Genomic DNA, 23,615 nt, shown 5'->3' on the forward strand with positions numbered 1-23,615 from the left:
TCAACCGCGTCGATATGCCTGGTACGCCTGGATCGTCTCGGACAGGTTCAGGTGCGGTCGGCTCGGCAGGGCCACGAGGCGCACTCCGTATTCGACGACGAACATGGCGCCGACGAGGACAGGGGACACCACGTTCGCGAAGAAGGACCACCACACCACCGGTCCCCAGCAAAAGAGGATGACGGACACGGCGCCGGAGAGTGCGAAGAAGATGGTCCAGGCGAGGGTCACCTTCCAGGTGTAGAGAAGGTACTGCGCGTCCAGGCGGCCCGGCATGACGAAGGCTGCGATCCGCGAGCAGAACGCCTGCTCCGGGCCGGCCCACAAGGTCGAGCCGAAGGTCAGGCCAAGCGCGCCCATGGCGCCCATGTGCTGGATGAAATAGACGAAAGCCACGTGGTCCTGCAGCCGCTGCAGGTTCAGCAGGAGCAGCACCAGGGCAACGGCGCAGGCCGAGAGCGCCGCGTACCGGGCGCGCGACGCCCATCCGGCCGCGACCGCCAGGGCGGCCATCGGCAGCATGCCGGCGAGCACCAGCAGCAGCGGCGGGCGTTCCATGGCCGATGCCGCGAACGCCACACCCAGGTACGCGGCGCCCCCGAGCGCAAACGCGGAGACGCGGATGAGCTTTCGCGTCCGGGTCATGTCGCGCGGTTCTTGACGATGTAGGCGGCCAGGCTGCGCAGCGAGCTGAAGATCTCGAAGTTGTCGGCGCTGTCGGCCTTGATCTGCAGGCCGTACTTCTTCGAGATGACCAGGGCGATCTCGAGGATGTCGATCGAATCGAGCCCCAGGCCGTCGCCGTACAGGGGAGCTTCGGGCTGGATGTCGGTCGCCTGCACGTCCAGGTTGAGGCTGCTCACGATCATTTCGGCCAGTTCGGCCTCAAGGCCGAGATCGTGCTCCGATGTGCTCGGGGCGGTAGCGGGTGTTTTCATTCAGGAAGCTTGTTGGGATTGCATGTCCAGGCTGTCGCGCGGCACGTTCACCACGAAGATCTCGATGGTGGCGACCTCGTCGCCGCGGACGGTGACCTTCCCGGTCACCGTGGCAGCGGTCTGCGACATCTGGCGCGACGTGGCATCGATCACCACCGCCTCGCCGGCGAGCACCGGGCGCTTGAAGCTGCACTTGCGCACGCCGACCAGCACGCCGACATAGCCGGGTCCCATGCTACGGGCGTACGCGTCACCGACCAGCATGCCTGCGCCGGCCACCTGCGCGACGGCCTCGATCAGGAAGACGCCTGGAACGATCGGCATGCCTGGGAAGTGGCCCTGCAGGATCGGCAGATTTTCCGGCCAGTGCGCATGGCCCTGGTACCGATCATGCTGCAGCACGGTCAGCGAGCTGACGAATTGGATGTCGCCGCGGTGCGGCAGAACCTCGTGGATCTCCTCGCGGTCCAGCTCGATCGGATAACTCAGCTCTGTCATGAAGATGCAGGCACGTGATGTGGCGACCGGCCCGATCTATGTCGGGAGCGACCAGCCGGCCGTGGGAAGCGGGCGCGGCTTGAGCGCCAGGGCCATGACGGTGCCGAAGATCGTGCCGACCAGCACGTCGATGGCCACGTGCTGCTTCGTCGCCATCGTGGAATAGACGATGGCCACGCACCACGCTGCACTGAACCACCGCGCGCGCCGGTCGACCCGCAGGCTGGGCACCATCCAGTGCAGCCAGAAAGCCGCGAAGACGGCCGTCGCGACGTGCAGGGACGGGCACGCGTTACCCGCTGCGTCGACGCCCTTCAGGAAGGCCATGCCGGGATAGCGATCCCAGTCGATGTGGGCCGGAGGCACCGCGTTGGGCCAGAGATAGAAGACGGCCAGGCCTGCGAGGCACAGCGCCCCGATCCGCAGGCCGTAATCGATCACCTGTGCGCGCGTGAGCATCAGCGCGGGCGGCAGGCTGATGTAGACCCACAACGACAGGTAGACCGGCAGTGCCAGCGGCTCGAACGGAATGCGGTGGTCGAGCCAGGTCAGGGGCACGGTCGTGACCGATCCGGCCGGGCTCTTGAGCAGGTACAGATAGGCCGCGAAGAAGCACGAGGTGAACGCGGTCGTCCCGAAGCACTTGAACCAGAAGTGACGCCGGATCCTCGACAGGAACACGGTTGCGACACCCTCGACTGCGTCCCGCGCGCCTGGGCAGGGTCGAGTGCGGTCATCGACGGGACAGCTTGCGGTTCCATCAGATCCAGCGACGCGCGATCAGCGACGCATTGCTGCCGCCGAATGCAAACGAGTTGGACATCACGGCGTCGATGTGGCAACCGTGGCGTGCGTGCAGCGGGACGTAGTCCAGGTCGCAGCGCGGGTCGGGCTTCTCCAGGTGCGCGGTCGGGGGATGGAACCGCTTTCCATGGCCATGATGCTGAGCGCAAATTCCACCGCGCCACCGGCCCCGATCAGGTGGCCATGGACCGCCTTCGTGGAGCTGACGGCGAGCCGGTCCGCGGAGGACCCGAACACCTCGCGGATCGACGCTGTCTCGGTCACGTCGCCTGCATCGGTGGCGGTGCCGTGCGCATTCAGGTACTGGATCTCCGATGCAGGCAGCCTTGCTTCCGAGATCGCCTGGCGCATCGCGGCCGCCTGGCCCTCGACGCTGGGCGCCGTCAGGTGCTTGGCGTCGCTGCTGCAGCCGTAGCCGGCCAGCTCGGCGCGCGGTGTCCCCCCGCGTCGCTGCGCATGCGCCTCGCTCTCCAGCACCAGCGAGGCACCGCCTTCGCCGAGGACGAAGCCGGTGCGGTCGGCCGAGAACGGCTTGCAGCTGGCCGAAGCGCGCGCGCGGTCGGGCTTCGCCATCACCCGCAGGGCGTTCCAGGCAAGCATCGATCCGGCCGTCAGCATGGCTTCGGTGCCGATCACCACGGCCGCGTCGAGATAACCATGCTTGATCGCGCGATACGCCTCGCCAGCCGCAACGGCGGACGACGAGCAGGCCACGGTGTACGTGTGGCCCATGCCGCGGAAGCCGTAGCGCATGGACACCGCCGCCATCGACGCGTTGGCCATCATGCGCGGCACGGAGAGCGGATGGACGACCGTCGCGCCCTTGCGGGCCTGCGCGTCGCCCTGCATGGCCGCGAAGTAGCGCGCGTACATGGCGTCGAGCGTGTGCGCTCCACCGAAGCCGATGCCGACGAACACGCCGATGCGATCTGCGTCGACCGCCGTCTCGCAGATCCCGGCATCGCTGACCGCCTCGTGCGCGGCGACGACGGAAAACTGCGTGGCCCGGTCGAGCCCGAGGAATTGCCGGTCCAGCAGGGTCTCGGGTCCGGCGGCGGCAGGCGCGGCCAGGAGGTCCGGGAGACCCGCGCAAAGATGTTCAGGTGCGGGACCGATCGCGCTTCGACCCTCGACCGCGGCGGCGAAACTCGAGCGGGCATCTGCTCCGAGCGGACAGATCATGCCCAGCCCGGTGATCGCCACCCGTGTCATTTGGCTGGCGCGACCGAGCTGACCGAGGGAACCTCCGCAAGCTGCCCGTTCGAGTGCTCACGCACGGACTCCTCGATCGCGGCCACCATCTCGGCGAACGTCATCGTCTGGAATCGCATCGGGTCGGGAATCTGGAAGCCGAAGCGGTCCTCGACCTCGAACAGCATCTCGACGAGCCCCAGGGAGTCCAGGCCGAGGTCGGCGACCATCAGGTCCGGGTTCTCGAACTTGGCCGCGTCGACGCCTGCGTTCTTGGTCAGGTACTCAATAATGACTGTGTTTAGCATGAGTTGCATCCAAAAGTATGCGATTCATCTTGCGCCCCGGTCGCTGCTCACGTCCGGGGGGCGCGCTGGGACAGGCGATTCGGCGTCTCAGGTCATCCACCCGTGCACGGTCAGCCATGCGGCTGACCACCGGATGAACCCCCTGATCGGCGGTGACGCCGACGCGCCAAGGGCAGATTGACACTCTATTTTGAGCTCATCAGCGCCCGGGATTGGTGCAATTGGCCCATTGGCCGGAGGAACATCACAGACTGTTGTTTCTTAACGCCGCCTTCGGGAACCGTGGGCGGGTCGGCAGTCTTCATGGCCCAACGCCCACTGATGTCTCCAATGAAAAGAATGCGCCTGCCCTGGTGGTCATCACTCCTGCTCTGCGTCGGCATCCTCTCCGGATGCGTCCAGTTCGGAGATCCATCCAAGCCGATACCCACATCCCTCGCCCATGCCCCCACGAAGCCGCGGCGGCTGGTGGTGGTGCTGCCCGGCCGTGCCGACGACGTGGGCGACCTGCAGAAGAGCGGTATCGCGCAAGCCGTGCAGTCGGCCTGGCCCGACGCGGATGTCGTGCTCACCGGACTGGGACTTGGCTATTACCTGCAAGGCCGGGCGGAGCAGCGCCTCCACGACGAGGTCATCATGCCCGCGCGCGGGCGCGGCTACGCCCAGGTCTGGCTGGTGGGCGCATCGCTTGGCGGCATGGGCGCAGTGCTGTACGACCGCGCCTATCCGAACGACGTCGACGGGATGGTGCTGCTCGCCCCCTACCTGGGCGACAAGAAGACCCAGGACGAGGTCGCGGCGGCCGGCAGCCTCTCGGCCTGGCAGCCGCCGCCGCCCGCGAAGATCATCACCCCTGACAACTTCCAGCAGGAAGTGTGGCGGCATCTGCATGGCTGGTCGCGGCAGCCAGCAGCCACTCGCAACGTATGGCTGGCGTATGGCAAGGACGACGAGTTCAGTGCGGCCATGCCCCTGCTGGCGCCCATCCTCCCGTCCGGTCACGTGCTCCTGCGCGACGGCGGCCACGATTGGGACGTGTGGTCGCCAGTCGCCGGCGAGATCCTCGCCCGGATCGGCAGGCAGCCCGGCTGATCTCGCGCCCCGGTCTTGACAGGCCGGTGCGAAAAAACCGGCGACCGGCGGATTTCCGGCGCGACTTCCTGCAAAATAGCACGACCGTTCGTTTTATTCCTGGGGCGTGCCGATGACCGTGACCGACTTGCCGCTGAAGCCGCCGCGTGGGCCGCGGGATGGGCGCGCCTTGCAGAAAGGGCAGCAGACCAAGGCTGCCATCGTCGATGCCGCCCTCGGGCTGGCCACGCAGATCGGGGTCGAAGGCCTGTCGATCGGCGCCCTGGCCGAAGTCACGGGCATGAGCAAGTCGGGCGTCTTCGCGCACTTCGGCTCGCGCGAGGAACTGCAGATCTCCGTGATCCGCGAATACCACGCCCGCTTCGAGGACGAGGTGTTCTATCCGGCCATGTCGGCGCCGCGCGGCCTGCCCCGCCTGCAGTCGATGTTCGCCAACTGGATGAAGCGCACCTCGGTCGAACTCGACTCGGGCTGCATCTACATCAGCGGCGCCGTCGAATTCGACGACCGGCCCGGCCCCGTGCGTGACGCGCTGGCCAGTTCGGTCGCGACCTGGCACGAGGCCATGAAGCGGGCCATCGTGCTGGCGCGCGAAGAAGGCCACCTGCGCGCCGACGTGGACGAGGAGCAGATGCTGTTCGAGATCCACGGCCTGATCCTCGCGCTGCACTACGAGGCACGCTTCCTCAAGAGCCCCGGCGCCATCGCCCGCGCGAGCGCCGGCTTCGAGAACATCCTGCGCCGCTACGGCACGCAGGCCGCCGCCGAGCCCGCCCAGCGGCGAGGCAAACAGACCCGCATCAAATCCGTCAAGGAGTAAGCCGCCCATGCCCAGCTACACCCCGCCCCTGCGCGACATGCAGTTCGTGATGCACGAGGTGCTGAAGATCACCGAGGACTACAAGGCGATGCCCAGGCACGCCGACGTGGACGTGGACACCATCAACGCCATCCTCGAGGAGGGCGGCAAGTTCGCCGCCGAGGTGACCTTCCCGCTGAACATCACGGGGGACGAGGAAGGCTGCACGCTGGACAAGGCGACGCACGAGGTGAAGACGCCCAGGGGCTTCAAGGAGGCCTATGCGAAATACATCGAAGGCGGCTGGCCGGCACTGTCCTGCGACCCCGAGTACGGTGGCCAGGGCCTGCCCATCGTGGTGAACCAGGCGTTCTACGAGATGCTGAACAGCGCCAACCAGGCCTGGACCATGTACCCCGGCCTGTCGCACGGCGCCTACGAGGCGCTGCACACGCACGGCACCGACGCGCAGAAGAAGCTGTACCTGCCGAAGCTGGTAAGCGGCGAGTGGACCGCCACCATGTGCCTGACCGAGCCGCACTGCGGCACCGACCTGGGCCTGCTGCGCACCAAGGCCGAACCGCAGGCCGACGGCACCTACAGGCTCACGGGCAACAAGATCTTCATCTCCGCCGGCGAACACGACTTCGTGCCGAACATCGTGCACCTGGTGCTGGCCCGTCTGCCCGACGCGCCCAAGGGCAGCAAGGGCATCAGCCTGTTCGTGGTGCCCAAGTTCAACGTCAACGCCGATGGCTCGATCGGCTCGCGCAACGGCATCTTCTGCGGCGGCCTGGAGCACAAGATGGGCATCCACGGCAACGCCACCGCGCAGATGGTGCTGGAAGGCGCCGTCGGCACGCTGGTGGGCGAGCCGAACAGGGGCCTGCAGGCGATGTTCGTGATGATGAATGCGGCCCGCATCGGCGTCGGCATGCAGTCGCTGGGCCTCACCGAGGTGGCCTTCCAGAACGCGCTGGCCTACGCGAAGGACCGCCTGCAGATGCGATCCCTCAGTGGGACCAAGGCCAAGGACAAGCCGGCCGACCCGATCATCGTGCACCCCGACGTGCGCAAGATGCTCCTGACCGCCAAGGCCTATGCCGAAGGCGGCCGCGCGCTCACCATGTTCTGCTCGCTGCTGATCGACCGCGAACTGAACCACCCCGATGCCAAGGTGCGCAAGGACGCCGAGGAACTGGTCGCGCTGCTCACGCCCATCGTCAAGGCCTTCATCACCGACAACGGGCACATCGCCACGAATGCCTGCATGCAGGTGTTCGGCGGCCACGGCTTCATCAAGGAATGGGGCATGGAGCAGTTCGTGCGGGACAACCGCATCAACATGATCTACGAGGGCACGAACACGGTGCAGTCGCTCGACCTGCTGGGCCGCAAGGTGCTGGGCAACCAGGGCGCCACGCTGAAGAAGTTCGGCAAGCTGGTGGCGCAGCTGGTGGAAGAGGAGGGCGTGAACGAGCAGATGGCCGAGTTCATCAACCCGATCGCGATGCTCGGCGACCAGATGACCAAGTTCACCACCGAGATCGGCTTCAAGGCATTCCAGAACCCCGACGAAGTGGGAGCGGCGGCGGTCGACTACCTGCGCGTCGCGGGCCACCTGGTGTTCGGCTACTTCTGGGCCCGCATGGCGCAGGTCGCGCTGCGCCAGATCGCGGCCGGCAACACGGACCCGTTCTACAAGGCCAAGCTGCAGACGGCGCGCTTCTACTTCGCCAAGCTGTTCCCCGAAACCGCGATGCTGATGCGCACCGCGCGTGCCGGAGCGAAGGTGCTGCTGGACACGAACGAGGCGCTCGCGTGAGGCTGGTGGCGGCAGCCGCCGCGCTGTTCTGCGGCGCGGCCTTCGCGCAGTCCACGCCCGTGGGCCTCTGGCGCACCAAGGACGAGAAGACCGGAGAGCCGAAGGCCGAGGTCCGCATCAGCGAATCGGCCGGCGTGCTCACCGGCCGCATCGTGCGCCGGCTGCGCAGCGATGCGAAGCCGCAGGATCGTTGCGACGAGTGCCCCGGCGAGCGCAAGGGCCAGCCCTACGACGGGCTGGAGATCATCCGCCAGGCCCGCAAGGCCGAAGGCAAGGACGTCTGGGAGGGCGGCCGCATCCTCGATCCGGAGAGCGGCGGCGACTACGCGCTGCGCCTGACGCCGGTCGACGGCGGCCAGCGGCTCGAGGTGCGCGGCTCCATCGGGCCGTTCGGCCGCACCCAGACCTGGGTGCGGGTGCAGTGATGACGACGAGGAACGAGATGTACAGAGACCAAGACCAACGCGCAGCCGCCTCCGCGGGTGCGGAGGCACAGGCCGCGACAGGCCGGTTCCTGGTGAGGAAGGTGGCCGTGCTCGGCGCCGGCGTGATGGGCGCGCAAATCGCCGCCCACCTGGTGAACGTGAAGGTGCCGGTGGTGCTGTTCGACCTGCCTGCGAAGGAAGGGCCGAAGAACGGCATCGTCACCAAGGCCGTCGAGGGACTGAAGAAGCTCAAGCCGTCGCCGCTGGGCATCCCCGAAGACGCCGCGCTGATCCAGCAGGCCAACTACGAGGAGCACCTGGAACTGCTGCGCGAGTGCGACCTGGTGATCGAGGCGATCGCCGAGCGCATGGACTGGAAGCTGGACCTCTATCGCAAGATCGCGCCGTTCGTGGCGCCGCATGCGATCGTCGCCTCCAACACCTCGGGCCTGTCGATCACGAAGCTGTCCGAGGCGCTGACCGACGCGATCAAGCCCCGCTTCTGCGGCATCCACTTCTTCAACCCACCGCGGTACATGTACCTCGTGGAGCTGATCGCCACGCCCAGCACGCAGCCGCAGATCCTCGACCAGCTGGAGACCTTCGTCACGACGAGCCTGGGCAAGGGCGTGGTGCGGGCCAAGGACACGCCCAACTTCATCGCCAACCGGGTCGGCATCGCCGGCATGCTGGCGACGATGCGTGAGGTGGAGAAGTTCGGCCTCACGTTCGACGTGGTGGACGACCTCACCGGCAAGAAGCTGGGTCGCGCGTCCAGCGGCACGTTCCGCACGGCGGACGTCGTCGGGCTGGACACGATGGCGCACGTCATCAAGACGCTGCAGGACACGCTGAGCGCGGACACTGATCCGTTCTACGCCAGCTTCGGCACGCCCGAGGTGCTGAAGAAGCTGCTCGAGCTGGGCAACCTGGGACAGAAGACCAAGGCCGGCTTCTACAAGAAGGTCGGCCGCGACGTGCTGCGCTTCGAGCTGGAGAGCGAGTCGTACGTGCCGGGCGGCCAGAAGGCCGACGAGGTGTACGGCCGCATGCTGAAGAAATCCGCCGCAGAGCGGCTCAAGCTGCTGCGCAACAGCACGGGGCCGCAGGGGCAGTTCCTCTGGGCCATCCTGCGCAACAGCTTCCACTACGCCGCCGTGCACCTGGCTTCCATCGCCGAGACGGCGCGCGACGTGGACTTCGCGATGCGCTGGGGCTTCGGCATGAAGCAGGGCCCGTTCGAGTTGTGGCAGGAAGCCGGCTGGTTGCAGGTCGCGCAGTGGATCCAGGAGGACATCGATGCGGGCAAGGCGCTGTCGAAGGCGCCGTTGCCCGAGTGGGTGTTCAAGGGCCCGGTGGCCGAAGCGGGCGGCGTGCACACGCCGCAAGGTTCGTGGAATCCGACGGCGGGCCGCTTCGAGCCGCGCCGCGTGCTGCCGGTGCACAAGCGCCAGCATTTCCCCGAGGCGGTGCTGGGCAGCGACGCGCAGGACTGGCGCACCGCCGGCCGCACCGTGCACGAGGACGACACGCTGCGCCTGTGGACGCTGGATGGCGAGGTGCTGCTGGCCAGCATCAAGACCAAGATGCATGCGATCAGCCCCGAGCTGTGCGAGAGCCTGCAGCTCGCGGTCGACACCGCGGAGAAGGACTTCCAGGGCCTGGTGATCTGGTCCGGCGACGAGATGTTCTCGGTCGGCGCCGACCTGCAGGTGATGCTGCCGGCGTTCATGGCCGTGGGCGTGAGTGCCATCGAGGATGCCGAGGGCTTCATGCAGCAGACCATGCTGAAGCTGCGCTACGCGGGCGTGCCGGTCGTCTCCGCAGTCCGCGGCATGGCCCTGGGCGGCGGCTGCGAGCTGGCGGTGTACTCGCACCGGCGCGTCGCGGCCATGGAGAGCTACATCGGGCTGGTCGAAGTCGGTGTGGGCCTCGTGCCGGGCGCCGGCGGCCTGACGTACATCGCCCGCCGCGCCGCCGAAGTCCAGGCGCAGAGCACGCACAAGGACCTGCTGCCGTTCCTCACCGAAGATTTCACCGCGGCGGCGATGGCGAAGGTGGGCACCAGCGCGATCGAGTCGCGCAAGCTGGGCTACCTGCTCGACAGCGACGTCGTCGTGCCGAACAAGGACGAGCTGCTGTACGTCGCGGTCGCCGAAGCGAAGGCGATGGCGAATGCCGGCTGGCGTGCGCCGCTGAAGCGGCTGTTCCCCGTGGCCGGGCGCAGCGGAAAGGCGACCATCCAGGGGCAACTGGTGAACATGCGCGACGGCGGCTTCATCAGCCAGCACGACTTCCGCATTGCCTCGCTGATCGCCCACGTGGTGACCGGCGGCGACGTGGACGCCGGCACGCTGGTGAGCGAGGAATACCTGATGACCCTGGAGCGCCAGGCGTTCTGCGAACTCGTGCAGCACCCGAAGACGCAGGAACGGATCCTGGGGATGCTGTCGACGGGCAAGCCGGTGCGCAATTGAGCGGAGACAAGGACATGAGCAAACAACTGCAAGACGCCTACATCGTCGCCGCCACCCGCACGCCCATCGGGCGGTCGCATCGCGGCTTCTTCCGCAACATGCGGCCCGACGACCTGCTGGCCACGGCCTTGCGCGCGGCGCTTGCGCAGGTGCCGTCCCTCGACCCGAAGGCCATCGAGGACATCGTCTGCGGCTGCGCGATTCCCGAGGCGCAGCAGGGCCTGAACGTCGCGCGCATCGGCGCGGTGCTCGCCGGCTTGCCCAAGAGCGTGGGCGGCATCACGGTCAACCGCTTCTGCGCGTCGGGCCTGTCCGCCGTGCAGATGGCGGCCGACCGCATCCGCGTGGGCGAGGCCGACGTGATGATCGCCGCCGGCACCGAGAGCATGAGCATGGTGCCGATGATGGGCAACTCGCCGTCGCTGTCCCCCACCATCTTCTCCAACCCCGACGACATCGAGAGCTACGGCATCGCCTACGGCATGGGCCTCACGGCCGAGAAGGTGGCGCAGCAGTGGAAGGTCGGGCGCGAGGCGCAGGACCAGTTCGCGTACGAGTCGCACATGAAGGCGATCGCGGCGATGAAGGCCGGCGAGTTCGCCGACGAGATCACGCCGGTGGACGTGGCCGAGCGCTCGGTCGATCTGGACAGCGCGGAAGTCGAAGTGAAGACCCGCACGGTGAACCTCGACGAGGGCGCGCGTCCCGACACCACGCCCGAAGGCCTGGCCAAGCTCAAGACGGTGTTCGCCGCGCGCGGCAGCGTCACCGCCGGCAACAGCTCGCAGACCTCCGATGGCGCCGGTGCGCTGATCCTGGCGAGCGAAGCGGCGCTCAAGCGCTTCAACCTGCAGCCGCTGGCGCGCTTCGTCAGCTATGCGAGCCGCGGCGTGCCGCCGCACATCATGGGCATCGGCCCCGTGGAGGCGATCCCCGCCGCGCTCAAGGCCGCAGGCCTGAAGCAGGACGCGATCGACTGGATCGAACTCAACGAAGCCTTCGCCGCGCAATCGCTGGCGGTGATCAACACCCTGGGCCTGGACAAGTCCAAGGTGAACCCCATGGGTGGCGCCATCGCGCTGGGCCACCCGCTGGGCGCGACCGGCGCTATCCGGTCGGCGACAGTCGTGCACGCACTGCGCCGCAAGAATCTGAAGTACGGCATGGTGACCATGTGCGTCGGCATGGGCCAGGGAGCCGCCGGCATCTTCGAGCGCGTCTGACGCACACCGCCGAGTGAGGCCACCACCGCGTGGCCTTTTTTCATCGCGATCGCACGGAGACGCCCCGCATGCCTTTGCACCCTTTCGACGAGGCCACGGCACTCGAGACCGCGGGCGAGCACACCTGGCAGGGCCGCACCAGCCCCGCGTACGGCAACATGGTTGGCCCGTTCGGCGGCATCACGGCGGCGCAGGCGCTGTCGGCGGTCCTGCGGCACCCGCAGCGGCAGGGTGAGCCGGTGGCCCTCACGGTCAACTTCGCCGCACCGCTGGAAGACGGTCCGTTCGAAGCGATCGCGCGCCCCGCACGCACCAACCGCTCCACGCAGCACTGGCAGTTGGAGTTGCGGCAGCAGGGCCAGGCCGTCCTCACCGGCACCGCATTCACGGCCCTGCGCCGCGACACCTGGGGCGCCGACGAACACACCATGCCCAGCGCGCCAAGGGCCGCCGAAATTCCGCTGCCGACTGCCCGCAAGCGCGTCGAGTGGGTCAACCGCTACGAGATGCGCTTCATCGACGGTGGCTTCCCCGAGCACTGGGACGGGCGCGACACCGGCAGCAGCCGCACCCGCCTGTGGGTGCGCGACGCGCCGGCTCGTCCGCTCGACCATGCCTCGCTCACGGCGCTGTCGGATGTGTTCTTCCCGCGCGTGTGGCGCCGCCGCGCGACGCTGGTGCCGATCGGCACCGTGTCGATGACGGTGTACTTCCACGCCGATGCGGCCCAGCTTGCCGAGGTGGCGGACGGCTACCTGCTGGGCCAGGCGCAGGCGCAAGTCTTCCGCGCGGGCTACTTCGACCAGTCCGCGCAGCTGTGGACCGAAGGCGGCACACTGCTCGCGACCACGCACCAGGTCGTCTACTACAAGGAGTAGGCCATGCAGAAGGTCGCACTCATCGTCGGCGCCGGTGACGCCACCGGCGGCGCCATCGCCCGGCGCTTCGCCCGCGAGGGCTACGTCGCCTGCGTCACGCGGCGCTCGGCCGACAAGCTGCAGGAGCTGGTCGCGGCGATCGAAGCCGAAGGCGGACGCGCCCGCGGCTTCGGCACGGACGCGCGCAAGGAAGAAGAGGTCGTCGCCCTGGTCGAGGAGATCGAGTCCACCGTCGGCCCCATCGAAGTCCTGGTGTTCAACATCGGCGCCAACGTGCGCACCTCCGTGCTGGAGGAGACCGCGCGCAAGTACTTCAAGATCTGGGAGATGGCCTGCTTCGGCGGCTTCCTCAATGCACGCGAAGTCGCCAGGCGCATGGTCACGCGCGGCCGCGGCACCATCCTGTTCACCGGCGCGACCGCGTCCCTGCGCGGCGGCAACGGCTTCGCCGCGTTCGCAGGCGCCAAGCACGCGTTGCGCGCGCTGGCCCAGAGCATGGCGCGCGAGCTCGGACCGCGCGGCATCCACGTCGCGCACGTCGTCATCGACGGCGCCATCGACACGGCGTTCATCCGCGACAACTTTCCCGAGCGCCATGCGCTCAAGGACCGCGAGGGCATCCTGAGCCCCGCGCACATCGCCGACCAGTACTGGATGCTGCACTCGCAGCCGCGCGACACGTGGACCCACGAGCTGGACCTGCGACCCTGGATGGAGACGTTCTGATGGCCAAGGACCTGGACTTCTACTTCGACGTCGGCAGCCCGGCGGCGTACCTGGCGTGGACGCAGATGCCCCGGCTCGCGCGCGAGACCGGCGCCACCGTGCACTACCGGCCATTCCTGCTCGGGGGCGTGTTCCAGGCCACCGGCAACCGCTCGCCGATGGAGGTGCCGGCCAAGAGCAAGTGGATGGACGTCGACCTGCAGCGCTTCGCGCGCCGCTATGGCGTGCCGTTCCGGCTCAATCCGCATTTCCCGATCAACACGCTCGCGCTGATGCGGGCGGCCGTCGCGCTGCAGATGCGCCAACCCGAACGCCTGCTGCCGTTCGGCGACGCGGTGTACAAGGCCATCTGGGTCGACGGCCGCAACATGAACGACCCGGCCGAGGTGGGCCGCGTGCTGCAGGAGGCCGGCTTCGATCCGCAGGCCGTGCTGGCGCTCACGCAGGACCCCGAGGTGAAGGAGCAGCTCAAGTCGGTGACCCAGCAGGCGGTGGTGCGCGGCGTGTTCGGCGCGCCCACCTTCTTCGTCGGCGACCAGATGTTCTGGGGCCAGGACCGCTTGGATTTCGTGAAAGAGGCATTGCAATGACACAGGACATCCTCACCCACGTCGAGTCCGGCGTGATGACCATCACCCTCAACCGGCTCGCGCGCAAGAACTCCGTCACCACGACGATGTATGCGGCGCTGGCCGACGCGATCGCGCAGGCCCGTGACGATGCCGCGGTGCGTGTGGCCGTGATCCAGGGCCACGAGACCGTGTTCTCGGCCGGTAACGACATCGGCGATTTCCTCGACCAGCCGCCCGCCGGCCCGGCCGAGGAGCGGCCGGTGTTCCGCTTCATGCATGGCCTGGCCACGTTCCCGAAGCCCGTCATCGCCGCGGTGTGCGGTCCGGCGGTGGGCATCGGCACCACGCTGCTGTTCCACTGCGACCTGGTCTACGCCGGCGACAACGCGGCGTTCTCCATGCCCTTCGTCAACCTGGGCATCTGCCCCGAGTTCGGTTCCACGCTGCTGGTGCCGCAGATGTTCGGCTACCACCGCGCCGCGGAAGCGCTGATGCTGGGCGAGCCGTTCATGGCCGAGGCCGCGCTCGAAGCGGGCCTCGTCAACCGTGTGCTGCCCCCGACCGAGGCCAACGGCTACGCGAACGGCGTCGCGCGCAAGCTCGCGGCCAAGCCCAGCAGCTCGCTCGCCGAGACCAAGCGGCTGATGAAGAAGGGCCAGCAGCAGCTGGTGCAGCAGCAGATCCAGGAAGAGGGCGCGATCTTCACGCGCATGCTGCGCGAGCCCGCCGCGCGCGAGGCGTTCGGCGCGTTCATGGACAAGCGCAAGCCCGACTTCTCCAAGCTCTGAGCCGCGCACCGCGCAGGGAGGCCACGATGTCGAACGAGTACGTGCTCTATGGCGCCAAGGGTTCCGGGTCGGCCGCGGTGGAAGCCGCGATCACCGTCGGCAACCTGCCGCACCGCATCGTCGAGGCCGCCACCTGGTTGCCCGAATCGGCGGTGCAGGAACTGCGGGCAGTCAATCCGCTGCAGCAGATTCCCACGCTGGTGATGCCGGATGGCTCGGTGCTCACCGAGAGCGCGGCCATCCTGATCCAGCTGGGGCTGCACCTGCCTGCGGGCGTGCTGCTGCCGGCCGATCCTGCGCATCGCGCGCAGATGCTGCGGGGCCTCGTCTACATCCCGGCCAACTGCTACAGCGCGATCAGCATCATCGACTACCCCGAGCGCTGGACCGACCAGCAGGACGAGGCCTCGCTCGAAGCCGTGAAGGCGGGCACGCGCAAGCGCCTGCACCGGCACTGGGAGATCTTCGCCGATCAGTTTCCGCAGCGTCCCTTCCTGAGTGGCGATGCACCGGGCGCGCTGGACATCCTGGCGGCCGTCGTCTCGCGCTGGGCGGGCACGCGCAAGCACCTGCAGGAACACCGTCCGGATTTCCATGACCTGCTGCAGCAGGTGGACAGCCATCCTTCGTTGGCGCCGGTGTTCCGGCGGCACTGGAACAGCTGATCGTTCAACCGACCACGACGCCCCAGGGCGACTGGCCCACGGCCACGTCCTTCAGCTTCTCCGACCTGACGGTGTCCACCACGGCGACGGCGTTGGAGCGGCCGCAAGCCACGTACAGCTTGGCGCCATCGGGCGTGAGGCCCATGTTCCACGGCCGCTGGCCGACGGGGATCGTCGAGAGCACCTTGCGCGTCTTCGCATCCACGATGGACACGCTGCCGCCGCGGCCGTTCGACACGTACACGCGTGCGCCGTCCGGCGCCACCGTGATGCCGTTGCAGAACTCGCCGGTGGCGAAGTCACCCACGGCTGCGTGGCGCGCGACGTCGATGACGAACACCCGGCTGTCCAGCTCGCAGGCCGCCCAGGCCCACGCGCCGTCGGGACTGAAGCCGATGCCGCGCGGACGCCGGCCGACGTCGATGCTGCGCACCACGGACCGGGACGCGACGTCGATCACGTCGACCTGCGCGCCTTCCTCGGCGCCGACATAGATCCAGCGGCCATCGGGCGAGAACACCGCGTGCTCCGGATTCTTGCCCTTCACCGGGATGTTGCCGACGACCGCGTGCGTGGCGGTGTCCACCAGTGCGACGGCGTTCGCTTCCTCGACCGCAACGGCAAGCCAGCGACCATCGCGCGAGGCGTAGACGCCCTCGGGCGACTTGCCGACCGCGACGGTCTGGCGCAACCGACCGGTGCCCGTGTCGACAGCCAGCAGCCCGCGCTCCTCGTCGGTGAGGTAGAGCACCTGCGCGTCGCGCGAGAGCGCGATGCCGCGCGGCCGGCCGCCGAGCTTGAACTCGCCCTGCACCTGGTCGGTGGCGGTGTCGATCACGCTCACCGTGCCCGACTTCTCGTTGGGCACGAAGGCGCGCGGCGTGGCGGCCCACGCGGGAACGACTGCGAGTGCGGGCAGGGCCTGCAGGAGATGGCGGCGTCGGATCACGGATGCTCCACGGCGAAGGGAAGGCGCATGCGCGCCGCGACACCGTCGCGGCGCGTCCAGTGCCACAAGGCGGCAGCCACGTGCAGCAGCACGAGCGCCATGAACAGCACGATGCAGGTGAGGTGCAGGCCGGACATGAACGTCTTGGCCGCAGGCCATGCATGGGCCCACGCCGGCAGCGTGGTGCCGAAGTACTTCACCGGATAGCCGCTGAAGACAGAGCCCAGGTAGCCCGACAGCGGGATGACCAGCATCAAGACGTAGAGCAGCCCATGGTTGATGCGCGCCGCGCGCTGCTGCCAGGGCGGCAGGAAATCGGGGATCGCCACGCGGTGCGTGAACCGCCAGGCCAGCCGGACGAGCACGACGACCGCGATGGTGAGGCCGATCGACTTGTGGGTGTTGAACCAGCCGGCACGCAGGCCGGGTGGCGACTTGGGGAGGTTGATCATCCACCAGCCCAGGGTCAGCTGGCCGATCAGCGCAACCGCCAGCAGCCAATGCAACAGAACCGCGATGCGCCCATAGCGCTGACCGTGCATTCGCAATCTCTCCTCTGCCGTCCCATGATGCCCCAACTCAGTGACCCTTGTGTACACTGGCTCGACCACGACACGGCGGTCCACCGCCGGAAGCGAATGAAGCGCAGCGAATGCGCGCAGGAGCAGGGGCACCGAAGGGAGAGACAGGAATGCGGTGTTCGCTGCTCGCGCTGGCGGGCTTGCTCGTGGCGTCGATGGCCTGGTCGCAACCGGCCGATGACGGCCAGTGGACCATGGCGGCCCACGACCACGCCAACACCCGCTTCTCCACCCTCGACCAGGTCAATGCCGGCAACGCGGCGCAGCTGAAGCTCGCGTTCTCGTTCCCCACCGGGCTCTCGCGCGGCCACGAGGCGGCGCCGCTGGTGGTGGACAACACGATGTACATCGTGGGGCCGTTCCCGAACCCGCTGTTCGCGCTCGACCTCACCAAGCCCGGCGCGCCGCTCAAGTGGCGGTTCGATCCGCATCCGGATCCCGGCGTGCAGGGCGTGGCCTGCTGCGACACCATCAATCGCGGCGCCGCCTACAGCCAGGGCCGCATCTTCTTCAACACGCTGGACAACCAGACGATCGCGGTCGACGCGAAGAGCGGCAAGGAGGTGTGGCGCACCAAGCTCGGCGACCTCAAGATGGGCGAGAGCATGACCATGGCGCCCCTGGTCGTGAAGGACAAGGTGCTGGTGGGCAATGCCGGCGGCGAGTTCGGCGTGCGCGGCTGGCTCACGGCGCTGGACGCCGCCACCGGCAAGATCGCCTGGCGCGCCTACAACACCGGCCCCGACAGCGAGGTGCTGATCGGCCCGAACTTCAAGCCGTACTACGCCAGCGATCGCGGCAAGGACCTGGGCGTGACCAGCTGGCCGGCCGAAGCCTGGAAGATCGGCGGCGCCACGGTCTGGGGCTGGGTGTCGTACGACCCCGAACTCGACCTGCTCTATTACGGCACCGGCAATCCCGGGCCCTGGAATCCGGAGCAGCGTCCGGGCGACAACAAGTGGAGCTCGGGCGTCTTCGCGCGGCGGCCCGAGACCGGCGAGGCGGTCTGGTTCTACCAGCTCACCCCGCACGACCTGCACGACTACGACGGTGTCAACGAGAGCATCCTGGTCGACCTGCCGGTGAACGGGCAGCCGCGCAAGCTGATGCTGCGGCCCGAGCGCAACGGCTACGTGTACGTGATGGACCGCGCCACCGGCCAGGTGCTGTCGGCGACGCCGTTCGTGCACGTGACGACCACCCTGGGCGTGGACCTGGAAACCGGCGCACTCAAGTACAACCCGAAGAAGGATCCGCGCGGCGGCGAGACGGTGCGCAGCGTCTGTCCCGCATCGCCTGGCGCCAAGGACTGGCAGCCGGCTGCGTTCTCGCCACGCACGCGGCTGCTGTACATCCCGCACCAGAACCTGTGCCAGGACTCCTCGAACTACCAGGCCAGCTACATCGCCGGGACGCCGTTCGTGGGCATGGACGTCAAGATGTATCCGGGCCCCGGCGGCAACCGCGGTGTGTTCACGGCCTGGGACCCGCTGGCCGGCCACAAGGTCTGGGACGTGAAGGAGAACTTCCCCGTGTGGAGCGGCGCGCTGGTCACGGCCGGCGACGTCGTCTTCTACGGCACCATGGACGGCTGGTTCAAGGCGCTCGATGCGAAGAGCGGCAAGCTGCTGTGGCAGTTCAAGACGGCGTCGGGAATCATCGGCCAGCCGATCACCTATCGCGGCCCCGACGGGCAGCAGTACGTGGCCATCCTGGCCGGCGTGGGCGGCTGGGCCGGCGCGATCGTCTCGGGTCGCCTCGACCCGCGCGATGGCACTGCCGGGGCCGGCTTCGTGAACGTCATGAAGGACCTGCCGCAGGCCACGCAGGCCGGCGGGATGCTGTACGTGTTCTCGCTGCAGGGAGCCGCGCGATGACGCGCGCCGCGTTGCTCGCCTCGCTGCTCGCGGTGCTGGCCGCACCTGTGCACGCCGACACGGCGCCGCCGGACGTGCTGCGCGTCTGCGCCGATCCCGACGACCTGCCGTATTCCAGCGCGGACGGCACCGGTTTCGAGAATCGCCTTGCCCGCCTGCTGGCCGTGGACCTCGGCACCGACCTGCAGTACGCGTGGCTGCCCGACCGGCGCGGCTTCGTGCGCAAGACACTGGGTGCGGGCTTGTGCGACGTCGTGCTCGGCGTGCCCGTGGGCGACGCGCGGCTGCAGACCACCCAGCCCTACTACCGCTCCAGCTACGTGTGGGTGCAGCGTGCCGACGCGGGCGATCCGCCGGCGGGCTTCGACGACCCGCGGCTCGCACGGATGCGTGTCGGCGTGCAGTTGATCGGCAACGACATGGCCGCATCGCCACCGGGTTTCGCGCTGGCACGCCACGTGCCCCAGGCGCGCGTGACCGGCTTCCCGGTGCCCGGCGCGACGCCCGCCGCGCAGCGCATCGTCGATGCCCTCGTGGCCGGCGAGCTGGATGGCGCGCTGGTGTGGGGGCCGCAGGCCGGCTTCTTCGCGCAGCGCGCCAGCGTGCCGATGCGCCTCGTCCGGCTCGCTGCGCCCGCCGACCTGCCGCCGGGGCAGACGTTCGAGTTCGACATCGCGGTCGGCGTGCGCCGTGGCGACGACGGGCTGCGCCTGCGGGTGCAGGATGCGCTGCATCGCCGGCAGGCCGACATCGATCGCTTGCTGGCCGAGTACGGCGTGCCGCGCACGGAGGCCAGGCCATGACACTGCGTGTCCTGCCGTTGCTCGTGGTCGCGGCCAGCCTGCTCTCGGCGTGCGAGCGCGAACAGCGCTCCTTCACCACCCCCATGCCCAATGCGCAGCCGGCCGCATCCGCGCCGCGCATGAGCGACAACCAGCCGGCACTCGCGCTGCCCGGCGGCGTGAAGCCGCCGGCCGGCGAGGGCAGCCCGTACGAGAACAACGCCTATGCCGTCGCGCAGGGCAAGCATCTCTACCGCTGGTACAACTGCAGCAGCTGCCATGCCAATGGCGGCGGCAGCATCGGCCCGGCGCTGATGGATGCGGAATGGCGCTACGGCAGCGAGCCGGCGCAGATCTACCAGAGCATCGTGCAGGGCCGGCCCAACGGCATGCCCTCGTTCGGCGGCCACATCCCCGAGGACCAGGTGTGGCAGATCGTGGCCTACGTGCGTTCCATGAGCGGGCAACTGCGCAAGGACGTGGCTCCTTCGCGCGGCGACAGCATGTCGACCAACGAGGCCGAGAACGCGCGGCGCCGCGAGACCACCAAGGCCGAAGACATGCCGCCAGAGCAGCCCACCGGAGGACCGCAGCGATGAAGCGCGCCACCTTCCTCGTCACGCTGGTTCCGCTGGTCCTGTTCGTCGCGGCAGGCGTTGCCCTGGCCGCCACGCCCACACCCGGCGCGCCGCACGACGCGCTGCACGCCGTGGGCCCGCAGTCGGCCCACATCGTCGACCTGTGGCGCGTGTTCGTGTGGACCTGCGCCATCGTGTTCGGCCTGATCCTGGCCGTGTTGCTGGCGGCGCTGTGGCACGGCCCGCGCGCGACCGAGCTGGCGCCTGCCGACCTGTCGTCCACCATCGCGCCCGAGCCGCGACCGACCCGGCGGGTGACGCTCGCCGTGGCGGGCTGCTCGGTACTGCTCGTGCTGCTGATCGTCGCCAGCGTGTTCACCGACCGCGCGCTGGCGCACCTGTCGCTGCGCGACGCGGTCAACCTGGAGGTGACCGGCCACCAGTGGTGGTGGACCGTGAAGTACCTCAGCAAGGACTCGGTGTCGCAGATCGTCGAGACCGCCAACGAGATCCATGTGCCGGTCGGGCGGCCGGTGGTGGTGACGTTGAAGTCCGACGACGTGATCCACAGCCTCTGGATGCCCAACCTCGCCGGCAAGCGGGACCTGATTCCGGGACGCACCGCGCAGCTCACGTTCCAGGCCGACAAGCCCGGCCCGTACCGCGGCCAGTGCGCCGAGTTCTGCGGCTATGAGCACGCGCTGATGGCGCTGCTGGTCGTGGCCGATCCGCCCGAGCAGTACGAAGCCTGGCTGCAGGCGCAGCGCCACCCGGCGCCGGAGCCGACGGACACGCTGGCGCAGCGCGGCAAGGTGCTGTTCCAGTCGACCTCGTGCGCGATGTGCCACACGGTGCAGGGCACGCTGGCGCAGGGCAAGCACGCGCCGGACCTCACGCACGTCGCTTCGCGGCAGACGCTGGCCGCCGGCACGCTGCCCAACACGCGCGAGGCGCTCAGCCAGTGGATCGCCGATCCGCAGAAGTACAAGCCCGGCACCAACATGCCGGCCACGCCGCTGTCGCCGCAGGACCTGCAGGCGATCGTGGCCTACCTGGGAGGGTTGCGATGAGAGGACCGCTCGGCCTCCAGCCGGACGAGAGCGTCACGCGGGTCAAGGACGGTGCGCCGGCGGGTTCCGCGGCGGCCCGGCTGCTCGACCAGACCTGGGCCGATCCGCCCGGGCTGCTCGGATGGTTCTGCGCCATCAACCACAAGACCATCGCCAAGCGGTTCCTGGTGACCACGCTGGTGTTCTTCGCGCTCGGTGGCCTGCTGGCCGCCGCCATGCGGGCGCAGCTGGCGCGCCCCGACAGCAAGCTGATGGGACCGGACCTGTACAACCAGGTCTTCACCATGCACGGGTCGACCATGATGTTCCTGTTCGCCGTGCCGGTGATGCAGGCGCTGGCGATCTACCTGATCCCGCTGATGATCGGCTCGCGCAGCGTGGCCTTCCCGCGCATGAACGCGTATGCCTACTACGTGTTCCTGTTCGGCGGGCTGATGCTGTGGATCGCGTTCGCGTTCAACAGCGCCGGCGACGCCGGCTGGTTCGCGTACCCGCCGCTGTCCGGTCCCGACTACTCGCCGGGCAAGCGCATCGACTTCTGGGCCCAGATGATCACGTACACCGAGCTCGCCGCGCTGGTCGAGGCCGTGGTCGTGGTCACCACCGTGTTCAAGCTGCGCGCGCCCGGCATGACGCTGGGCCGCATGCCGCTGTTCGTGTGGGCCATGCTGGTGACCGCGTTCATGGTGATGTTCGCGATGCCCGCCGTGATGCTGTCCAGCACGGCGCTGCTGCTGGACCGGCTGGTGGGCACGCATTTCTACAACCCGGCCGAAGGCGGCGATGCGCTGCTGTGGCAGCACCTGTTCTGGTTCTTCGGCCATCCCGAGGTCTACCTGATCTTCATCCCCGGCCTGGGCTTCATGTCGTCGATCCTCTCGACGTTCTCGCGCCGGCCGATCTTCGGCTACACGGCGATGGTGCTGTCGCTGATCGCCACCGGCTTCCTGGCCTTCGGCCTGTGGGTGCACCACATGTTCGCCACCAACCTGCCGGACATGGGCAAGACGTTCTTCACCGCGGCGAGCATGCTGATCGCGATCCCGAGCGCCGTGCAGATCTTCTGCTGGCTGGCCACCATCGGCACCGGCCGGCTCGTGCTGCGCACGCCGATGCTGTATGCGCTGTCGTTCTTCGTGATCCTGGTGATCGGCGGCATGACGGGCCTGATGCTGGCGTCGGTCTCGCTCGACTCGCAGGTGCACGACACCTACTTCGTGGTGGCGCACCTGCATTACGTGCTGATCGGCGGAGCGGTGTTCCCGCTGTTCGGGGCGCTGTACTACTGGTACCCGAAGTTCGGCGGCCGGCTGATGTCCGAACGCCTGGGCAAGCTGTCGTTCTGGACCATGTTCGTCGGCTTCAACGTGGCGTTCTTCCCCATGCACCTGCTCGGGCTGCACGGCATGCCGCGGCGCATCTACACCTACCAGTCCGGCATGGGCTGGGACGGGCTCAACCTGCTCTCCACCGTCGGTGCCTACGTCTTCGCCTTCGGCATCTTCCTGACGCTCGCCAACGCCGTACTCAGCGGGCGGCGCGGCCTGGTGGCCGGCCCTGATCCCTGGGGCGCCGGCACGCTGGAGTGGATGACCGATTCGCCGCCCGCACCAGCCAACTTCCCTGTGGTGCCCGTCATCTACGGTCCCTATCCGCTGTGGCAGCCGCCGGCGCCCGGCGAGCCCACGCATGTCAGTGGACTGGCGGCCGGGATGCGCGAGCACCTGGTGACGACGGTCATCGACGCGCGGCCCGACAGCCGCACCAACTTCCCGACTCCGTCGATCTGGCCGTTCCTGGCGGCGATCGCCACCACCATCCTGTTCACGGGCCTGGTCTTCACGCCGTGGGCCGCCATCTGGGGGACGGTGCCGGTGGCCATCGCCATGACCGCCTGGTTCTGGCCCAAGCACGCCACCGTGCGCAAGGCGCTGGTGCTGGAGAAGCTGCAATGACCGATGCGGTTCTCGAGAGCAGGACGATCGACGTGTCGGCGCTGCCGACGCTGGCCTTCTCGCATCGCAGCCTGATGTGGTGGGGAATCCTGGGGCTCATGGCCATCGAAAGCACCGTGTTCGCGCTCACGGTGGTGACGTACTTCTACCTGCGCAGCCATGCGGATAACTGGCCGCTGACGGCGCCTCCGCCGGTGCTGCTGTGGGGCACGCTCAACACGGTGGTCATGCTGGTGAGCCTGCTGCCCAACCACCTGGCCAAGCGCGCGGCCGAGCGCCTGGACCTGCAGGGCGTGCGGCTGTGGCTCTGGGTCGGTATCGCGATCGGCGTGGTGTTCCTGGTCCTGCGCGTGTTCGAGTTCGCCGGGCTCAACACGCGGTGGGACAGCAACGCCTACGGCTCGGTCGTGTGGCTGCTGCTCGGGTTCCACACCACCCACCTGCTCACCGACGTCTTCGATTCGGTCGTGCTGGGCGTGCTGTTCTTCACCGGCCCGCTCGAAGCCAAGCGATTCACCGACGTCAGCGAGAACGCGTTCTACTGGTACTTCGTCGTGTTCTCATGGCTGCCGATCTACCTGGTGATCTACTGGGGCGCGCGCGCCACCTGACCT

At 68.4% G+C, this 23,615-nt stretch carries 25 protein-coding genes; 17 read left to right on the forward strand and 8 right to left on the reverse strand.

Translation table 11 applies throughout. The features are described from left to right. From ACPWT1_RS09260 to ACPWT1_RS09285, 6 genes are all read right to left on the reverse strand, one after another. A complete protein-coding gene (locus tag ACPWT1_RS09260) occupies positions 1–645 on the reverse strand; it encodes an acyl carrier protein (RefSeq protein WP_427915081.1) in 645 nt (214 codons plus the stop codon). Continuing rightward, positions 642–938, reverse strand: a complete 297-nt coding sequence (locus tag ACPWT1_RS09265) for a phosphopantetheine-binding protein (protein ID WP_427915082.1) — start codon at positions 936–938, stop codon at positions 642–644. Before ACPWT1_RS09265 ends, ACPWT1_RS09260 begins: the two co-directional genes overlap by 4 nt. Continuing rightward, positions 939–1,436 carry a 3-hydroxyacyl-ACP dehydratase FabZ family protein gene (locus tag ACPWT1_RS09270; protein ID WP_427915083.1) on the reverse strand — a complete coding sequence of 166 codons (498 nt, stop codon included), beginning with the start codon at positions 1,434–1,436 and terminating at the stop codon, positions 939–941. A 36-nt stretch (positions 1,437–1,472) separates the two neighbouring features. After that, positions 1,473–2,117 (reverse strand): phosphatase PAP2 family protein, encoded by a 645-nt coding sequence (locus ACPWT1_RS09275; protein ID WP_427915084.1) that lies wholly within the window; start codon positions 2,115–2,117, stop codon positions 1,473–1,475. A gap of 141 nt (positions 2,118–2,258) precedes the next feature. After that, entirely contained in the window at positions 2,259–3,443 is a 1,185-nt protein-coding gene (locus ACPWT1_RS09280; protein ID WP_427915085.1) for a beta-ketoacyl-[acyl-carrier-protein] synthase family protein, read from the reverse strand. 5 nt (positions 3,444–3,448) lie between these two features. Continuing rightward, positions 3,449–3,739, reverse strand: a complete 291-nt coding sequence (locus ACPWT1_RS09285) for an acyl carrier protein (protein ID WP_427915086.1) — start codon at positions 3,737–3,739, stop codon at positions 3,449–3,451. 339 nt (positions 3,740–4,078) lie between these two features. On the opposite strand from ACPWT1_RS09285, the gene ACPWT1_RS09290 reads away from it, so the two are divergent. The 11 genes from ACPWT1_RS09290 (at position 4,079) to ACPWT1_RS09340 (ending at position 15,209) form a co-directional block, all read left to right on the forward strand. Then, positions 4,079–4,831: a hypothetical protein gene (locus ACPWT1_RS09290; RefSeq protein WP_427915087.1), complete on the forward strand. Its 753-nt coding sequence runs from the start codon at positions 4,079–4,081 to the stop codon at positions 4,829–4,831. Positions 4,832–4,943: 112 nt separating this feature from the next. Further along, positions 4,944–5,651 carry a TetR/AcrR family transcriptional regulator gene (locus ACPWT1_RS09295; RefSeq protein ID WP_427915088.1) on the forward strand — a complete coding sequence of 236 codons (708 nt, stop codon included), beginning with the start codon at positions 4,944–4,946 and terminating at the stop codon, positions 5,649–5,651. A 7-nt stretch (positions 5,652–5,658) separates the two neighbouring features. Next, positions 5,659–7,455 carry an acyl-CoA dehydrogenase C-terminal domain-containing protein gene (locus tag ACPWT1_RS09300; protein WP_427915089.1) on the forward strand — a complete coding sequence of 599 codons (1,797 nt, stop codon included), beginning with the start codon at positions 5,659–5,661 and terminating at the stop codon, positions 7,453–7,455. Beyond that, positions 7,452–7,880, forward strand: coding sequence for a DUF2147 domain-containing protein (locus ACPWT1_RS09305; RefSeq protein WP_427915090.1), 429 nt, complete (start codon positions 7,452–7,454; stop codon positions 7,878–7,880). The genes ACPWT1_RS09300 and ACPWT1_RS09305 overlap by 4 nt, the downstream gene beginning before the upstream one ends. Before the next feature lie 17 nt (positions 7,881–7,897). Beyond that, the gene (locus ACPWT1_RS09310) at positions 7,898–10,357 is read left to right on the forward strand and encodes a 3-hydroxyacyl-CoA dehydrogenase/enoyl-CoA hydratase family protein (RefSeq protein ID WP_427915091.1); all 2,460 of its coding nucleotides are present in this window, start codon (positions 7,898–7,900) and stop codon (positions 10,355–10,357) included. A gap of 14 nt (positions 10,358–10,371) precedes the next feature. Next, positions 10,372–11,580, forward strand: a complete 1,209-nt coding sequence (locus ACPWT1_RS09315; protein ID WP_427915092.1) for an acetyl-CoA C-acyltransferase — start codon at positions 10,372–10,374, stop codon at positions 11,578–11,580. Between the two features lie 68 nt (positions 11,581–11,648). Then, the gene (locus tag ACPWT1_RS09320) at positions 11,649–12,458 is read left to right on the forward strand and encodes an acyl-CoA thioesterase (RefSeq protein ID WP_427915093.1); all 810 of its coding nucleotides are present in this window, start codon (positions 11,649–11,651) and stop codon (positions 12,456–12,458) included. A 3-nt stretch (positions 12,459–12,461) separates the two neighbouring features. After that, entirely contained in the window at positions 12,462–13,184 is a 723-nt protein-coding gene (locus ACPWT1_RS09325) for an SDR family oxidoreductase (RefSeq protein ID WP_427915094.1), read from the forward strand. Beyond that, positions 13,184–13,774 (forward strand): 2-hydroxychromene-2-carboxylate isomerase, encoded by a 591-nt coding sequence (locus tag ACPWT1_RS09330; protein WP_427915095.1) that lies wholly within the window; start codon positions 13,184–13,186, stop codon positions 13,772–13,774. Before ACPWT1_RS09325 ends, ACPWT1_RS09330 begins: the two co-directional genes overlap by 1 nt. Then, entirely contained in the window at positions 13,771–14,544 is a 774-nt protein-coding gene (locus tag ACPWT1_RS09335; protein WP_427915096.1) for an enoyl-CoA hydratase, read from the forward strand. Before ACPWT1_RS09330 ends, ACPWT1_RS09335 begins: the two co-directional genes overlap by 4 nt. 26 nt (positions 14,545–14,570) lie before the next feature. Further along, positions 14,571–15,209 carry a glutathione S-transferase gene (locus tag ACPWT1_RS09340; RefSeq protein ID WP_427915097.1) on the forward strand — a complete coding sequence of 213 codons (639 nt, stop codon included), beginning with the start codon at positions 14,571–14,573 and terminating at the stop codon, positions 15,207–15,209. Between the two features lie 4 nt (positions 15,210–15,213). Here ACPWT1_RS09340 and ACPWT1_RS09345 read toward each other — a convergent pair whose 3' ends face one another. Both ACPWT1_RS09345 and ACPWT1_RS09350 read right to left on the reverse strand, forming a co-directional pair. Then, the gene (locus tag ACPWT1_RS09345; RefSeq protein ID WP_427915098.1) at positions 15,214–16,158 is read right to left on the reverse strand and encodes a beta-propeller fold lactonase family protein; all 945 of its coding nucleotides are present in this window, start codon (positions 16,156–16,158) and stop codon (positions 15,214–15,216) included. Continuing rightward, on the reverse strand, positions 16,155–16,700 hold the full coding sequence (locus ACPWT1_RS09350) for a cytochrome b (RefSeq protein WP_427915099.1): 546 nt from the start codon (positions 16,698–16,700) through the stop codon (positions 16,155–16,157). Before ACPWT1_RS09350 ends, ACPWT1_RS09345 begins: the two co-directional genes overlap by 4 nt. A gap of 149 nt (positions 16,701–16,849) precedes the next feature. Between ACPWT1_RS09350 and ACPWT1_RS09355 the strand changes: the two genes are divergently transcribed. From ACPWT1_RS09355 to ACPWT1_RS09380, 6 genes are read left to right on the forward strand one after another with little or no spacing between them, the layout of a single operon-like run. Then, entirely contained in the window at positions 16,850–18,616 is a 1,767-nt protein-coding gene (locus ACPWT1_RS09355; protein ID WP_427915100.1) for a methanol/ethanol family PQQ-dependent dehydrogenase, read from the forward strand. Further along, entirely contained in the window at positions 18,613–19,419 is an 807-nt protein-coding gene (locus ACPWT1_RS09360; protein WP_427915101.1) for a quinoprotein dehydrogenase-associated putative ABC transporter substrate-binding protein, read from the forward strand. The genes ACPWT1_RS09355 and ACPWT1_RS09360 overlap by 4 nt, the downstream gene beginning before the upstream one ends. Beyond that, positions 19,416–19,997, forward strand: a complete 582-nt coding sequence (locus tag ACPWT1_RS09365) for a c-type cytochrome (protein WP_427915102.1) — start codon at positions 19,416–19,418, stop codon at positions 19,995–19,997. The genes ACPWT1_RS09360 and ACPWT1_RS09365 overlap by 4 nt, the downstream gene beginning before the upstream one ends. Next, a complete protein-coding gene (gene coxB, locus ACPWT1_RS09370) occupies positions 19,994–21,046 on the forward strand; it encodes a cytochrome c oxidase subunit II (protein WP_427915103.1) in 1,053 nt (350 codons plus the stop codon). The genes ACPWT1_RS09365 and coxB overlap by 4 nt, the downstream gene beginning before the upstream one ends. Beyond that, positions 21,043–23,001: a cytochrome c oxidase subunit I gene (ctaD, locus tag ACPWT1_RS09375; RefSeq protein WP_427915104.1), complete on the forward strand. Its 1,959-nt coding sequence runs from the start codon at positions 21,043–21,045 to the stop codon at positions 22,999–23,001. The genes coxB and ctaD overlap by 4 nt, the downstream gene beginning before the upstream one ends. Further along, positions 22,998–23,612, forward strand: a complete 615-nt coding sequence (locus ACPWT1_RS09380) for a cytochrome c oxidase subunit 3 (protein WP_427915105.1) — start codon at positions 22,998–23,000, stop codon at positions 23,610–23,612. The genes ctaD and ACPWT1_RS09380 overlap by 4 nt, the downstream gene beginning before the upstream one ends. Positions 23,613–23,615: the final 3 nt, after the last annotated feature.

The sequence above is a fragment of the Ramlibacter sp. MMS24-I3-19 genome (assembly GCF_050320135.1).
Lineage (GTDB): Bacteria > Pseudomonadota > Gammaproteobacteria > Burkholderiales > Burkholderiaceae_C > Ramlibacter.

What these genes read in the sequence shown, in the direction of transcription:
- ACPWT1_RS09320 (WP_427915093.1), top strand. Translation starts at nt 11,649, where the DNA reads ATGCCTTTGCACCCTTTCGACGAGGCCACGGCACTCGAGACCGCGGGC.
- ACPWT1_RS09335 (WP_427915096.1), top strand. Translation starts at nt 13,771, where the DNA reads ATGACACAGGACATCCTCACCCACGTCGAGTCCGGCGTGATGACCATC.
- ACPWT1_RS09340 (WP_427915097.1), top strand. Translation starts at nt 14,571, where the DNA reads ATGTCGAACGAGTACGTGCTCTATGGCGCCAAGGGTTCCGGGTCGGCC.
- ACPWT1_RS09285 (WP_427915086.1), bottom strand. Translation starts at nt 3,739, where the DNA reads ATGCTAAACACAGTCATTATTGAGTACCTGACCAAGAACGCAGGCGTC.
- ACPWT1_RS09260 (WP_427915081.1), bottom strand. Translation starts at nt 645, where the DNA reads ATGACCCGGACGCGAAAGCTCATCCGCGTCTCCGCGTTTGCGCTCGGG.
- ctaD (WP_427915104.1), top strand. Translation starts at nt 21,043, where the DNA reads ATGAGAGGACCGCTCGGCCTCCAGCCGGACGAGAGCGTCACGCGGGTC.
- ACPWT1_RS09360 (WP_427915101.1), top strand. Translation starts at nt 18,613, where the DNA reads ATGACGCGCGCCGCGTTGCTCGCCTCGCTGCTCGCGGTGCTGGCCGCA.
- ACPWT1_RS09330 (WP_427915095.1), top strand. Translation starts at nt 13,184, where the DNA reads ATGGCCAAGGACCTGGACTTCTACTTCGACGTCGGCAGCCCGGCGGCG.
- ACPWT1_RS09300 (WP_427915089.1), top strand. Translation starts at nt 5,659, where the DNA reads ATGCCCAGCTACACCCCGCCCCTGCGCGACATGCAGTTCGTGATGCAC.
- ACPWT1_RS09315 (WP_427915092.1), top strand. Translation starts at nt 10,372, where the DNA reads ATGAGCAAACAACTGCAAGACGCCTACATCGTCGCCGCCACCCGCACG.
- coxB (WP_427915103.1), top strand. Translation starts at nt 19,994, where the DNA reads ATGAAGCGCGCCACCTTCCTCGTCACGCTGGTTCCGCTGGTCCTGTTC.
- ACPWT1_RS09325 (WP_427915094.1), top strand. Translation starts at nt 12,462, where the DNA reads ATGCAGAAGGTCGCACTCATCGTCGGCGCCGGTGACGCCACCGGCGGC.
- ACPWT1_RS09350 (WP_427915099.1), bottom strand. Translation starts at nt 16,700, where the DNA reads ATGCACGGTCAGCGCTATGGGCGCATCGCGGTTCTGTTGCATTGGCTG.
- ACPWT1_RS09295 (WP_427915088.1), top strand. Translation starts at nt 4,944, where the DNA reads ATGACCGTGACCGACTTGCCGCTGAAGCCGCCGCGTGGGCCGCGGGAT.
- ACPWT1_RS09365 (WP_427915102.1), top strand. Translation starts at nt 19,416, where the DNA reads ATGACACTGCGTGTCCTGCCGTTGCTCGTGGTCGCGGCCAGCCTGCTC.
- ACPWT1_RS09270 (WP_427915083.1), bottom strand. Translation starts at nt 1,436, where the DNA reads ATGACAGAGCTGAGTTATCCGATCGAGCTGGACCGCGAGGAGATCCAC.
- ACPWT1_RS09265 (WP_427915082.1), bottom strand. Translation starts at nt 938, where the DNA reads ATGAAAACACCCGCTACCGCCCCGAGCACATCGGAGCACGATCTCGGC.
- ACPWT1_RS09380 (WP_427915105.1), top strand. Translation starts at nt 22,998, where the DNA reads ATGACCGATGCGGTTCTCGAGAGCAGGACGATCGACGTGTCGGCGCTG.
- ACPWT1_RS09355 (WP_427915100.1), top strand. Translation starts at nt 16,850, where the DNA reads ATGCGGTGTTCGCTGCTCGCGCTGGCGGGCTTGCTCGTGGCGTCGATG.
- ACPWT1_RS09290 (WP_427915087.1), top strand. Translation starts at nt 4,079, where the DNA reads ATGCGCCTGCCCTGGTGGTCATCACTCCTGCTCTGCGTCGGCATCCTC.
- ACPWT1_RS09310 (WP_427915091.1), top strand. Translation starts at nt 7,898, where the DNA reads ATGTACAGAGACCAAGACCAACGCGCAGCCGCCTCCGCGGGTGCGGAG.